Origin of the sequence: Bacterioplanoides sp., assembly GCF_965219715.1 — a bacterium.
Classification (GTDB): Bacteria; Pseudomonadota; Gammaproteobacteria; order Pseudomonadales; family Oceanobacteraceae; genus Bacterioplanoides.
In genome coordinates, this window is the sequence record NZ_OZ244785.1 from 4,505,811 (window position 1) to 4,519,746 (window position 13,936).

Sequence of the window (13,936 nt, forward strand, 5' to 3'; positions counted from 1 at the left end):
TGCTGTATTTCCATCCGATACAGATGGCTCAACACTGCAGGAGCATTAAAAATGCCAATTAATTACTTTGTCATAATTGATAATGGACGAATTATCTTTATTTATAATTAATCCGGTTTTTTCAGGTCCTGAAGGATCGTATACAGACAAGGTAAAACAATCAGCACTAAAAGAGTGGATATTAAAAGACCAAAACTAATGCTAATTACTAATGGAATCAGTACCTGTGCTTGTAAGCTGGTTTCAAATAACAAAGGCAGCATTCCGGCAACCGTTGTGCTTGTTGTCAATAAAATGGCGCGAAGTCGGTCCTGACTCGCCTGACGAGCGGCGCTATGCAGGTCCATTCCTTCAGAAACGTGATGTTTGACAAATTCGACTAATAAAATAGCATTATTAACAACAATCCCGGCCAGTGACACAAAACCCACCATGCTGGGCATGCTCAGGTCGTATCCCATAATCAGGTGGCCCCAGATCACGCCGATTAATGCCATAGGAATCGACACCATCACCAGCATAGGTTCTGAATAATTGCGGAACTGGAAACTGAGCAACGCAAATACGCCAAATAAACCAATAATTAATCCGGTTTTTAATGAGCCCTGGGTTTTACCGGCGTTACTGATTTCACCTTCGACACCAATATTCAGACGAGGATATTGCTGCTTTAACTGCGGAATAAATCGCGCAAAGGTATCGTTAATCACTTCCTGGGTATTCGCCATCAGAGTATTAACCGAACCGAATACGGTAATGGTGGACTGATTATTAATTCGCTGAATACGGGATACATCGCGCTGCCATTCGATATCCGCCAGTGTTGCCAGTGGCACTAACGTGGTTTTCCCCTGAGGATTGGTTAACTGAATCGGAAAGTCGCGTAACTCATCCAGAGATTGGTCGTTTTGTTCAAGTTGCACCACAATTTCGATGTTGTCGGACGTAGAGCCTAATGACGGCAGGGAAGAATAAATCGGGCGATAAAACTCATCGATAATAATTCCGGCATAAGCACTGCGTACCTGATTGGCAACATCACTGGCATCAATATTCAGTGAGCGTGACTGGGGTTTAAAATGTAATACCAGTTGTGGTTTACCCGGACGATAATCGTCCAGCAAGTTGTAGACACCGTTGTATTGCTTCAGCCAGTTTTGCAGCTGATATGACGCTTGCGACAGCTGCTGGCGATCCAGCCCGGATAGGCGTAACTCAATCGCACGGCCAGCAGGCCCTAGTGAGGGTTCGGCAATGACCAGACGAGACGCCTCCGGCATTTCCGGCAGGTTTTCCAGCCAGGCCGAAGTCAGGCTATCGAGATTCGTATTACGTTGTTCTGCGGTTAATAAATCAAGGCTGATGGTGGCCAGGTGAGCACCGCTATCGAATGCGTCCTGGTTTTCGTTGAAGCGTACGCTGATATGGCGAATTAAATCGCTGTTTTCATTTGCTTCCAGTGGGATAACCGCTTGCTTTAAAGCATCCAGGATTACATCAACCTGTTGCTCGGTTTTATGCAATGAGGTACCCGCAGGCATTATCAATCGCGCTTCAAGTACATCGCCATCAATATCCGGGAAGGCTTTAAATTTAACAATCCCTCCGGCCATCAATGCGATACTGGCAAAAAATAACGCAATGGTGAAACCAACCACGGCATAGCGATAATATATGGCTTTTTCTAATAAGGTACCGAGTTTACTGCGGCGAACCTCAAACCAGCGATTAACCATCAATTGCAGGCGGCCGGGTTGTTGGTCTGTGCCGTGTTTCTGATCGTGTTCCAGAGTATGACGCAGGTGAGACGGTAAAATTAAAAAAGCTTCAATCAGGCTGATGCTGATTACGATCAGTAATACCAGCGGGATAACCCGTAATACCTGACCCAGATCCCCCTGTAATCCCAGAATAGAACCAAACACAAATACGGTGGTTAAGAATGATGAAAACACACCACGGGCGACTTTCTGAACGCCTTGTGTCACCGCATCTAATGGCTTCAGGCCTTTTTTACCGTGTGCAGCAATACTCTCTGCAATCACAATGGCATCATCCATCAGAATACCCAGCGCTAATAACAGCGCTACCATACTTAGCATATTGATGGTGATACCCAGCTGAATCATCACAAACAGCGCACCAATAAAACTTACCGGTAAGCCCATAATCACCCAGAAGCTGTAGCGCAGGCCGAAGAACATCAACAGGGTAATAAACACCAGAATTAACCCCTGCCAGGCATTGCTGAGTAACATGCTGAGGCGGTCTTTAACAATGGTGGTGAAATCCTGGGTCAGGGTGAAATTAACCCCTGCCGGTAAAACCAGTTGTTCAGTTAAATCCTGTACGGCATTTAATACTGCCAGGCTGTCATCACTGGAATTTTTCGAGACCTTTAATAATGCCGCACGGTGATTATCAAACAGGCTGTAATCTTCGGTTTTATCAAAGTCGTCACGAATATCCGCCAATTCCGATAAACGGATCTCGGCACCGTTACTGCCACTTAGTAGGGTGAGATCGGCCAATGCCCGGGCGCTCTGACGTTCATCCACAAATCGCAATTCCCAGGTTTTATCAGCACTGGTTAAATCACCCAGCGGCAAATCGAGATTCTGTTTCTGCAGCAGGTTGGCAATCTGTTGCAGACTGATCTGGTACTGGCGCAGCTTTTCCGGGCGCAGGCTTACAATTAATTGTCGCTGGCTGAAGCCACTGAGTTCGACCAGCGGAATGTCCGGGTTTTGCTGCATTTTGGCTTTAATCAGCTCTGCCAGATCTTTTAACTGGCTGGCGGAAAACTGCGGGTCATCGACGGTCAGCGCCAGGGTAACCACTGGAGCGGTGCGACCAATCTCGGTAATAACCGGCAATTTACTGTTGGCGGGAAAATTATCGATGCGATCGACAGCCGAACGCACGTCGTCGAGGAATACGTCGAAGTCACCACTTTCGAGCATTTTTAACGTCATAAAACCAATATTGGAGCGCGCTTCACAACGTTTTTCATCTATAAAACTGATGCCGTCGGTGGCGTTTTCCAACGGTAAACAAATACCTTGCTCCACTTCGCCAGGGCCAGCACCGGGATAGGTGACCGACACTTTTACTTCGAACTTATCGATTTCAGGAAAGGTTTCTTTTTGCAGCAGCGATAAGCTGTTAAGACCAACCACCAGAAAGGTCAGCATCAGTAAATTGGCCGCGGTTGGGTGGCCGGCAAAGATGCGCAGAATATTACTGAACATGACCAGACTCCTGCTCAGTATTCAGCGCTTTGTCTGCCTGTTTTTTCTGCAATTGCTTTTCCTGTAGTTGCTTTTCCTGTAGTTGCTCCAGAGAAGGAGCAGCACTCAATCGCATATCCGCAATTGCCGGAGTCAGGTCGGTGGTGACCAGCTGATATTTGTTATTGGCAAACGGTTGCAGTTGCTGGGTGGAAAACAGCGCTTGATTATCGCTGATTAACAACGGGGTAACTGGCTGCTTTTTCAGGCGAAAATACGCGCTATTGTCGGGCGTCTCAGGCTCAGCCAGATACAACCATTGCTGCTTATCGGCCCCTGCGTGTAATGCGGTTAACGGTACACTGATAAAGTCTGCCGGATTACTTAACAATTCCGCTTTTACCTGAAGCCCTGCTAACAATGGCGGTCTTTTACCGGGAATAACGCCGTCGTAATGTTTATTAATCCGGATTACCGCACCTAAGGTATGACTGGTCGGATCCAGGCTTTCGCGTAATGTAACCACTTCACCTTGCCAGAATTGTCCGGGTACCAGCGGCACAGAAATACGTGCATGCAGACCAGCTTGTTGCAATATCTGGCTGAGATTCCGGCCGCTCGCCTGCAGTGCTGCTTGTGGCGGTTCAGCCTCTGCTTTGCTAGTAGACTGTTTCGGGTGTGAGGACTGTGCAGACAGCGATGCCACATTGGCAAACGCCAACTGAATAAACGGCCGTAATTTATCTAACGAAAACTGAGCTTCGATCTCAACCTGATCAATACCAATCGCCTGAAATAACGCCTGGCCTTGTTTAACGTATTCGCCGGTTTCAACATCCACTGAACGGATACGACCATCAAATGGCATCAGGATCCGGGTTCGTTCGATATTACGTTGTTGCTGATCCACCGTCGCAACGGCCGATTCCAGCTGAGCTTTTAAACTTTGCTGTTGCGCAGGCAAAGCTTCAATTTGCTGTTGTAGCGACGCTGCTTCCTGCTGTAGGCCAATCAGTTTTTGTTGTTCGGCATCCAGTTGTGATGCGGATAACGACTGCACTTTTGCAAGGTCTTGTTTGCGTTTTAATTCCTGGCGGGCGAGCTGGATTTTTTCCTGCACCAGCGTCTGACGCTGCAATAAGCTGTTTTTATTACTGTTTAATTCGCTGCGCTGGGCTTCAACGCTTTTTTGTTGTGCTTTGGCTTGTGCCAGGGCAAGACGATAGTCTTTGTCGTCCAGCTGAATCAGTTCTGCGCCTTGTTTGATGGTGGCGCCAGCAACCAATAATGGATTCAGACGAGTCACCCGGGCAGCAACTTCAGCGGTCTGATTTAATTCAACTGCCGCTTTCACCATGCCATAACCGGACACCGACGGCTTGATCGCTTCACTGGTCAACGGCATCAAGGTGACGGCAACCGCATCCTGTTGTAAGGCTTTTTGTAGTGGTGGCGTGGCACTTTGTTTTGCAATCACCAGCGCAAGTACGCCAGCAATAACCAGAATGGGCAGGGCTTTTTTATCGGCTAACCGTTGGGCAAATGACATGGTTTTCTCCTGCTCAGTTGTCTGTGTGATCGTTGCTTAGTTGATCTTGGCTTGAATCATCACTATCGGGTTGATCGGCGATGGCGGAATGGCTGTTGTGGTTGGCTGCCGGGTTCAGCATCAGGCCCTGGCTTAACACCTGAGTAACGTGTTGCTTCCAGGCATCGCTGCGAATAACGTCGCGGTTAACATTGATGGTTTCGCTCATTACCGGTTCGGCCAATAACGGGAACATCAGGTTGCTCATCAAGGACGCCGCAGCGAAATGAGGGTTCAGGTCCGGGCGCAGAATGTTGTGCTGAATCAGAGTTTCCAGCAGTTCAAGCAATCCGCGCGACAGGCGTTTGGGAACGGCTTCGAGAAAAGCGCTGCGCAGCTCAGATTGCTGAGTCAGAATTTCATCCTGCAACAGCCGCACCAGCCAGGGCTCCGATGTAATCAGATCAATCATATTGTTCACCAGCAGTGCCAGCGCCTGATTGGGCTGTTGCAGAATCTCGGCGGCAACCTGTTGGAATACTTTCTGGCGGTGTTCACCACTTTCTTCCAGCAAGCTGATAAACAGGCCTTCTTTGCTGCCAAAGTAATAACTCACCATCGCTGATTGCATCCCAGCCTGTTGTGCCAGCTCACGAATACTGATGGAGCGGTAGGGCTTTTGTTGCAATAAATCGCGTGCTGCCTGGCGTAAAGCCTGCTTGCTGAGCTGTTGCTTTGCCGGATCCTGGGGTCTGCCACGGGCCATAAATGGACAACCTGTCTGAATTGATTAATCAAGTGATTAATAAAATAGACCTAGGCGCAGCACGGTGCAAGCAATGAAGGAATATGTTGTGTGTAAAACAGTCAGGAAAAACAGGCAGGGCTATGGCAGACGAGGGATTTTATCAGGTCGCTGAGCTCAACCGGGCTCAGCCACCAATCAGCTTGTGGTAAAACTCGCTGACGATACGAGCGTAATCTTGCAGCATGGCAGAGCGGTTTTGCAGGCTTTGGTGATACAGGCTGGTATTGGGATAACGTTCTGCCGGAATTTTCAGATAGGCCTCCAATACCGGTAATGCCTGGTCGAGATGACGCTTTTGTCGCGCCAGGTTTTTACTTTGCAGCGCAACGTCGTCCGGAAAGTCAGCCTGCAGTTTTTGCAGGGCAATCTTGTGGTTCAGCAATACCAGCAGCTGATCGCTGTGGTTGCTGTCGCTACCATGATGCTCGTGTTTATCGTCGGCATGCAGTAACGAACTGGTGAGCAGCATTCCCGGAGGAGTCGCCAGGGAAAACAAAAGCAGCAAAGGCAGCAGGCGGCTTTTCAGACGGTTTTGCAGGTCAGAGCGATTCATCGTAACGTCGGGTTTTAATTCAGCAGCAGCCAGCGTGGTGTGTTTTGCAGATACGCCAGGTAGGGCTCACCAAATAATGTTTTCAGAAAGCGTTCTTCCGGCGTTATCTGAAAACGATTGATATAGACAACAAAAATAATCGGCCAGATGAATGCCAATGGGTTGTTGAGATAAGTCGCTAAGGCCACAAGCCATAACATCAGGCCCAGATACATTGGATTGCGGGTAAAGCGATAAATACCGGAGGTTACCAGGCTGGAGGCTTGTTGGGGTTTTAGCGGGTTAATGGTGGTTTTGGCGGCAAAAAAACGTTTCAGGCTGATCAGATCAATCACCACACCACAGGCAAAAATAATAACTGCCAGAGTGGCGCTCCAGTGCCAGGAGCCGTCGGTTGCAAACAACGTCAGCGAGATTGTTTCAGCCGTAAACCAGACTCCTAACGCACAAATGATCATAATCACAGGCGGCGGAATTTTGTTTTCCAGGCGGGTCAGGAAAGTCGTTGATTGGGATGTCGCCATACCAGATCCGTTTATTATTGTTAATAAAACCAACACTCTACCATGCGAACTGATACAGGGGAGTAAACTGCTGCCATTTATTGTCAGTAATCCAGGCGCTTGCTGTTGTGTTTGGCGGATGTGGTTGTTACAACTCCCTGACCACAACCGGGGTAGCGATTTACGATTTGAAAATGGAAAAATTATGGCAGAAGCACTAAAAGACCAATACGGCCCGGAAGTTCCGCAAAAACTGGCAAACGATATTCAGCAGGTATTTCCGCAATTTGATGCAGAGGGTTTTCTGCAACAGGTGTTGCCGGAGTTCGAGCAGCTGGAGCTGATGCCACGGGGCAAGCATATTGCTCAGGTATTACGGGGTTTTCTGCCGGAACATTATCCCACTGCAATCGATATTCTGGTGAGCTCCATGGGAGCGTCGCTGACCGACAGCCGTAGCTTTGGTATGTCGTCGTTTTTCTATTTGCCACACAGCTTCTTTATTGCTGAATTTGGTCTGGATCATTTTGATGAATCCATGGCGGCGCAATATCAATTAACGCAGCGTTTTACTGCGGAGTTCTGTATTCGCCCGTTTTTATTGAAATATCCGCAGCAAACGTTGGCTCGTTTGGCACAGTGGCTGGATGACCCCAGTGAGCATGTACGCCGGTTAATCTCCGAAGGCACGCGACCACGCTTACCCTGGGGTATTGCGCTGAAACCCTTCAAACAAGACCCGGTGCCGGTTCTGGAATTGCTGGAACAGCTAAAAGACGATGAGTCTTTGTATGTGCGTCGCTCGGTGGCTAATAACCTCAACGATATTGGCAAAGATAATCTTGAGGTGTTGTGCCAGACCTGTGAATCCTGGTTGCAGGGCGCGAGTAAAGAACGTCGCTGGCTGGTAAATCACGCCTTACGTTCTGCGATTAAACGAGCAGAGCCCCAGGCGCTGGCGGTGTTAGGTTATGGTCAGGATATTGAGGTAAGCGTAGGAGATATTAACCTCACTCCTGAGAAGGCGACGCTGGGTGATAATCTGACCATCGCCTTTTCGGTTACCAACAACGCTGACCAGCTGCAGCCATTACTGGTCGACTTTGTTATCCATTATGTCAAAGCTAACAGCAGCACCAGTGCCAAAGTGTTTAAGTTGAAAACGGTAGAGCTTAAACCGGGCGGCCGTGCCGAGTTCAGTAAAAAGGTGTCGCTGAAAAATATGAGCACCCGCAAACACTATCCCGGAGTTCATAAGGTTGAGGCGTTGTTAAATGGCGTCAGCTTTGAGCTGGGGGAGTTTGAGCTCGCTCTGCCTTAGCTGCCTTAAGCCCGAACAATCGCGATCTGTTGCCTGAATCCGGCAAGCTGGATTAGTTCAGCTAGACTGTTAAGACAGGTGTCAATGGAGCTTGAGAATGCAGGCAGAGATCGCCCCGTCAGAAGTGCAACAAGATGCGGTTAAGCCAATTGTGCTGCTGGTGGATGATGAGGAAAATATCCTTAAGTCGCTAACCCGTACATTACGCAAATGTGCTGTTGATGTTGTTACGGCAACGTCCGGCAAGGATGCGTTGTATATCATGGAAAACACCGATGTCGATCTGATCATCTCGGATATGCGTATGCCCGGCATGAGCGGGGCAGAGTTCCTTGAAATTGCCGCACGAGATTACCCCAAAGCCATCCGTATTCTTCTTACCGGTTATGCCGACCTGGAATCCACCATTGCTGCGGTTAATAAAGGCAAAATTGCCTGTTATATGAATAAGCCGTGGAACGACGATGAAATTCGCCAGATTGTAAACGACAACCTCCGCTCAAAAATTTTAGAAGTTAAAAATCAACAGCTTAGCCGCGAGTTGCTGGAAAAAAACAAACAGCTGGAAGAGCTGAACGGCCACCTTGAAGAGAAGGTCGCAAAACGCACCGAGCAGCTCGATCAGGCACTGAAAGAAATCAACCAGAGTTACGAACATATGGTCACTCTGGCCTCCAGTATCGCCGCTATGCGCGACGAAAAAGCGGCAAAAGCATCCACCGTAAAAGCAGCAATGGCGGAGGAGATTGCATTAAAACTGGGGATGCCGGATGACGAAGTTGCCGCCGTTCGTGATGCCATGTTGCTGTGTGATCTGGGCAAGATGTGTTTTTCCGACCGGATGTTGTCCAAACCTTACAGCGAGTTTGATGGCGAAGAGCTTAAGTTGTTCAAGCAATACCCGATTCTCGGCGAAGCGGCGTTATTAGGTGTGCCCGACCTGTTTATGGCCGGGGTATATATCCGCAATCAGTTCGAGCGCTTTGACGGATCGGGTTTTCCCGACAAACTCTCTGGCGAGCGTATTCCTAATGGCAGTCTGATCCTGGCAGTTGTCCGTGATTACGTCGATCTGGTGCTGGGCAAATACACCGGTTCGGAATACGAAGAGCACAAAGCCAAAAACGAAATTGTACGTTTCTCCGGCGTGCGGTATGACCCGCGCATCGTTGATATCTTTGTTGAAATTTATCAGGACTTCAGCACCGATAAACTGGACGACGGTGAAAAACTGATTTCAGTCTCAGCCTTGCGGCCGTCAATGATGCTCAGCCGCAACCTGCTATCAGGGCGGGGGATGGTGCTACTAAAACGTGGTCATATTCTTGATGACCACGTCATCGATAAAATTGTGAATCTGGAACAAACGTCAGGTGATAAGTTAGATGTCTATGTACTGATTGAAGAGATTGAACCCGGTATACCAGAGGGATAACGCATGAAAGGCATGGTATTCGATATGCTGCGCGACATGGTTGAAGAAAATTATGGCCTGGATGGCTGGCAAGCGGTGCTGGATGGTGCCGATTCAGACGGCATGTTTATTTCGACCGAAACCTATCACGATCAGGCATTGCTGGATCTGGTGGCCTCGGCATCAGAAGTAACCGGCATCGACGCAAATGATCTGGTTTATGCCTTTGGCCAATATATGGTGACGCAGTTTTATCAGCGTTTTCCGCAATTCTTTGAATGTGATGGTTTATTCCCGTTTTTATTATCCGTCGATCATCTGATTCATGTGGAGGTCCGCAAGCTGTTTCCTGATGCCGGTGTGCCACAATTCGAATACGACGAGCAGCTGCCCGACAAGCTGACCATGTTGTATAAATCGCCGCGCAAATTATGCAAATTAGCGGAAGGCCTGATCGACGGCAGTGCCAAACATTTTAAGCAGGACTATCAGTTAACCCACGATGTGTGTATGCATAAAGGGGACGATCGCTGTCATTTGTTAGTGACGTTGCAGTAAATCTGTAAGCAGGGAGCTGACAGTGGTCGATTTCGAAAAAGCCTACTTTCGTGAAAAAGAATTACGTAAGCGCGCTGAGCAGCTGCTTGAGGATAAGTCTCGCGAGTTGTATTCGTCATTCTATGACTTACAACAGGCCCATCACGATCTGAAACAACAGCAAAACCAGTTAGTGTCTTCGGAGCGGATGGCGTCGTTAGGTGTTATGGCGGCAGGCATCGCTCATGAAATTAATAATCCGATTGGTTTTGTCAGCTCTAACCTCAATACCATTAAAGAAGCGTTTAATGATATTCAGGACTTTATCGAAGTATTAGAACAGCAACTGGATGTGAACCCAAACGATGCTGTTGTTCATAAAATCCGTGAATCTCTGGATAAATTCGACATTGCCTATCTGCTGGAAGACTTTGGTGAGTTATCAAAAGAGACACTGGAAGGCCTTGACCGGGTTAAACAAATCATCGCTGATCTGAAATCGTTTGCCCGTGAAGACAGTGGCGATATGCAGGAACTGGATGTTAACGATTGCCTGCGTGGAGCACTGAATATTCTGAATAACCAGTTAAAGTATCACGCGGTTGTTGATGTCAGTTATGGCGAACTGCCAACCATAAAAGGGTTTTATGGCAAGCTGAGCCAGGTATTTATTAATCTGATTGCAAATGCCAATCAGGCGGTGGAGGATCAGGGCAGTATTAAAATAGAAACCTGTTGTAAAGATAATAGCCTCTATATTTCAGTGGAAGACGATGGCCCGGGTATCAGCAGTGATCATATTGATCAGCTGTTTACGCCATTTTTCACCACTAAACCGGTGGGGGAAGGCACTGGCCTGGGGCTTTCGATTTCTCAGGGCGTTGTTGAAGAACACGGTGGCAGCATTGAGGTCAGCAGTACCCCGGGAGAAGGGGCCTGCTTTACCGTTGTTTTACCGGCACCGCAGTAATCACTCTCCGGACTGCATCCGGAAAATCGGATCGATAAAATCCGGGTTGCGGGCATTAACGTTTAATTCCTGCAACAACCCATCTTTGATTGAATAAATCAGGCCATGAATGGCTAACTCCTGACCACGATCCCAGGCGTGTTGCACAATTTTGGTTTTCGCCAGATTGTTTACCTGTTCCATCACGTTTAACTCACACAAACGATCAATGCGCGCTTCTTCCGATTCAATCGCATTAACTTCATCCTGATGCTGGTAATACACATCTTTAATATGACGCAACCAGTTATCCACCAGGCCAAATTCGGTATTGCCTAACGCAGCTTTAACACCGCCACAGCCATAATGGCCACACACGATTACATGGCGCACTTTTAATACATCGACCGCAAACTGCAATACCGATAAACAGTTAAAATCCGTATGCAGTACCACATTGGCGATATTGCGGTGAACAAATAATTCACCCGGATCTAAGCCAACTACCTGATTAGCCGGTACCCGTGAATCGGAGCAACCAATCCACAAATATTCCGGCGTTTGTTGCAGACTCAGACGTTGAAAGAAATCCGGATCGATATAGGTCTGGTTTTCTGACCAGCGACGATTTTTCTCTAATAAATTTTCAATAGTCATCTTTACCGGTATCCAATACTGATTATTTGTTACTGGTCAGCTTATTACTGGCTAGTTTATTACTGAACGAGGGGAGAATCACTGACCTGAAATTCAAAACCTTCAATCTCGGCATCTGAGATTAATAACTCGATATATTGTGCCAGGGCTTTGCGGTGCACTTTTTCATTCAGATAGGTTTTGATTTTTTCTTCCACCTGATCGAACTCCAGTGGCTGGCCTTCGATACGGCGGTTAATCCGGGCGATATGGTAGCCATAACGGGTTTCTACCGGGCGGCTTAACAGACCTTCGTCCGCCAGGAACAGTACTTTCTCAAACTCAGGTACGGTCTGGCCTTTGCTGATCTGGCCTAAGGAACCACCTTGTTCTTTTGACGGGCACATGGAGTGGCGCATGGCAAAGTCGCTGAACAGTTGCGGTTGTTGCTGAATTTGCTCTAACAGTCCGTCCGCCAGTTCTTTGGCTTCGGCACGCTGATCCAGATCTTCTTTATCGGCCGCCAGTAAAATGTGGTCGACTTCGAGAATCGGCGAGGTAATAAACTTATCCGGGTTGGCAGTAAAATAACGCTGGCATTCTTCATCACTGATGGCTGGAACCTGAACTTCACGTTGCATCAGCTCGGCTAACATCTGGTCATCGGTTAATTCAGAACCGTCTTCGTTTTTAATATCCAGTTGTTCACAACGCTGTTTTAACAACTCAACAATGACTAATGCTTCGGCAGCGGCGATTGTTGCATCACGCTGGTTGTCCGCCGGGTGATATTGCATTTCAGCCAGAATCTGGGCTTCGTTGATGGCTGTGTCATTAACCAGAATATCCGGGATAGTGTTTGGCTCTTCTGGCTGATTGTTATCATCCAGATTAACGGTAGGGATTTCGATCATCTGCATGGTAAACCTCTCAGTACTGCTATTTTTAATAGTAGGTGGCCACTACCTTGGTAGCGGGCCACCTTTTATGGATGCCGGGAATCGGCGGTCGGTTTTAGCTGTTTTAACTGATTAATAGTTCGATTGTTTGGTACGCACAATCTGGTAGTTACGACGGAAGTATTTCAGGGGAACACTCCAGACATGAACCAGACGACTGAACGGGAATACCACAAACAAGGTCATACCCAGGAATACGTGTAATTTGTAAATCCAGTGTACGTTGGCAATCGCCGCCGCAGCGTCACCACCCTGGAAAGTCACCATATTTTGTGCCCAGCTCATCAGCATTAACATTTCAGCGCCGTCTAAGTGACCGGCAGAAACGAAGATACTGGCCAGACCCAGAATTAACTGAGCGTATAGCAGCAGCAGGATAGCGTTATCCATGCTTGAGCTGGATGCTTTAACACGTTCGTTGGTGAAACGACGGATAATTAAAATGGTTAAACCGTAAAAACAGATTAAGCCAAAGAAACCACCCATCGCCATGGCGAATACTTGTTTCATGCTGGCGGTAATCCCTAATACATGCCAAACCTCATGGGGCGTTAACAGGCCGACAAAGTGACCGGCCAATACCATAATAATACCGACGTGGAATGGCATGCTGCCTTTACGCAACATCTTGCTTTCCAGCATCTGGGAAGAACCGGTTTTCCAGGTGTACTGGTCACGGTCGTAACGAATTAAACTACCTAATACAAACACGGCCAGCGCGATGTAAGGGTAGATGCCAAACAACAGGTCATTTAAGTAGTTCATGATTGACTCCTTTATCGCGCTTGTGCAGTCGGTTGAATAATATTTACCGGCATTTCGTTAACCCGGCTTTGTTGTTCACTCGGGCGGGATACACTGCTTGAGCAGTTGGTCTGATCCGGTCCGCCGGAGAAGGTCACCATTTCTTCTTCCCAGACTTTATCAATCGCTTCGTTAGTATCGTCACGTTCTTCTTTGGCGATATTTTCACGAATTTCATTCAGGTCCAGTTCTGCCTGGCTGATTTCCAGCAGCGCAGCTAACAAAGAAGCGTAACCTTCATCGCGCTGTTCCAGACGTGATTGCAGGGTCGCCAGAATATGGCTGACATCCTGTAACCAGGCGCGGGCATCTTCACGATCCTGGGTGGATAAAAACTCTAAAAACAGTGGCAGATAATCAGGTAATTCTTTCGCCCCGATTTCTAATCCAGCCTGTTTATATTGTTCCATTAAATCCACCATCGCCTGGCCACGGTCACGGCTTTCGCCGTGCACGTGTTCAAACAACAGCAGGGATAAATTACGACCACGTTCAAATAACGCGTCGTAATCCGATTGCCAATCCAGTAAATCCATCGAGGCGCGCTGCTCGACAAAGTCGATCATTTCGACTTTGGTTTCTGCGCTGATATCGTCGTCGGCCTGAATCAGTTCGAAAATTGCGGCACGATCATCAGCAATTTCGGTTTCCGGATAATCCAGTAACAGGGAAATTAATTTAAAAATCTTCATTT

At 47.8% G+C, this 13,936-nt stretch carries 13 protein-coding genes; 4 read left to right on the forward strand and 9 right to left on the reverse strand.

The genetic code is table 11. The annotated features are described in order from the left end of the window. Positions 1-107: 107 nt before the first annotated feature. The 5 genes from ACOQOZ_RS20855 to ACOQOZ_RS20875 form a co-directional block, all read right to left on the reverse strand. Entirely contained in the window at positions 108-3,251 is a 3,144-nt protein-coding gene (locus ACOQOZ_RS20855; RefSeq protein ID WP_420590078.1) for an efflux RND transporter permease subunit, read from the reverse strand. Continuing rightward, positions 3,241-4,779, reverse strand: coding sequence for an efflux RND transporter periplasmic adaptor subunit (locus ACOQOZ_RS20860; RefSeq protein WP_420590079.1), 1,539 nt, complete (start codon positions 4,777-4,779; stop codon positions 3,241-3,243). Before ACOQOZ_RS20860 ends, ACOQOZ_RS20855 begins: the two co-directional genes overlap by 11 nt. Before the next feature lie 13 nt (positions 4,780-4,792). Beyond that, positions 4,793-5,524: a TetR/AcrR family transcriptional regulator gene (locus ACOQOZ_RS20865; RefSeq protein ID WP_420590080.1), complete on the reverse strand. Its 732-nt coding sequence runs from the start codon at positions 5,522-5,524 to the stop codon at positions 4,793-4,795. 166 nt (positions 5,525-5,690) lie between these two features. Beyond that, a complete protein-coding gene (locus ACOQOZ_RS20870; RefSeq protein WP_420590081.1) occupies positions 5,691-6,119 on the reverse strand; it encodes a hypothetical protein in 429 nt (142 codons plus the stop codon). A 14-nt stretch (positions 6,120-6,133) separates the two neighbouring features. Further along, positions 6,134-6,643, reverse strand: a complete 510-nt coding sequence (locus tag ACOQOZ_RS20875; protein ID WP_420590082.1) for a methyltransferase family protein — start codon at positions 6,641-6,643, stop codon at positions 6,134-6,136. Positions 6,644-6,827: 184 nt separating this feature from the next. Between ACOQOZ_RS20875 and ACOQOZ_RS20880 the strand changes: the two genes are divergently transcribed. The 4 genes from ACOQOZ_RS20880 (at position 6,828) to ACOQOZ_RS20895 (ending at position 10,864) form a co-directional block, all read left to right on the forward strand. Continuing rightward, positions 6,828-7,943, forward strand: coding sequence for a hypothetical protein (locus ACOQOZ_RS20880; RefSeq protein WP_420590083.1), 1,116 nt, complete (start codon positions 6,828-6,830; stop codon positions 7,941-7,943). Between the two features lie 97 nt (positions 7,944-8,040). Beyond that, positions 8,041-9,378, forward strand: a complete 1,338-nt coding sequence (locus ACOQOZ_RS20885) for an HD domain-containing phosphohydrolase (RefSeq protein WP_420590084.1) — start codon at positions 8,041-8,043, stop codon at positions 9,376-9,378. Between the two features lie 3 nt (positions 9,379-9,381). Then, the gene (locus ACOQOZ_RS20890; protein WP_420590085.1) at positions 9,382-9,915 is read left to right on the forward strand and encodes a heme NO-binding domain-containing protein; all 534 of its coding nucleotides are present in this window, start codon (positions 9,382-9,384) and stop codon (positions 9,913-9,915) included. 22 nt (positions 9,916-9,937) lie between these two features. Then, positions 9,938-10,864, forward strand: a complete 927-nt coding sequence (locus ACOQOZ_RS20895; protein WP_420590086.1) for a sensor histidine kinase — start codon at positions 9,938-9,940, stop codon at positions 10,862-10,864. Here ACOQOZ_RS20895 and can read toward each other — a convergent pair whose 3' ends face one another. The 4 genes from can to narJ form a co-directional block, all read right to left on the reverse strand. Beyond that, positions 10,865-11,500: a carbonate dehydratase gene (gene can / locus ACOQOZ_RS20900; RefSeq protein WP_420590087.1), complete on the reverse strand. Its 636-nt coding sequence runs from the start codon at positions 11,498-11,500 to the stop codon at positions 10,865-10,867. 59 nt (positions 11,501-11,559) lie between these two features. Then, on the reverse strand, positions 11,560-12,399 hold the full coding sequence (locus tag ACOQOZ_RS20905; protein ID WP_420590088.1) for a peptidylprolyl isomerase: 840 nt from the start codon (positions 12,397-12,399) through the stop codon (positions 11,560-11,562). A gap of 111 nt (positions 12,400-12,510) precedes the next feature. Further along, complete coding sequence (narI, locus tag ACOQOZ_RS20910) at positions 12,511-13,203, reverse strand: respiratory nitrate reductase subunit gamma (RefSeq protein WP_420590089.1); 693 nt, start codon at positions 13,201-13,203, stop codon at positions 12,511-12,513. A gap of 11 nt (positions 13,204-13,214) precedes the next feature. Continuing rightward, on the reverse strand, positions 13,215-13,934 hold the full coding sequence (gene narJ, locus ACOQOZ_RS20915) for a nitrate reductase molybdenum cofactor assembly chaperone (RefSeq protein ID WP_420590090.1): 720 nt from the start codon (positions 13,932-13,934) through the stop codon (positions 13,215-13,217). Positions 13,935-13,936: the final 2 nt, after the last annotated feature.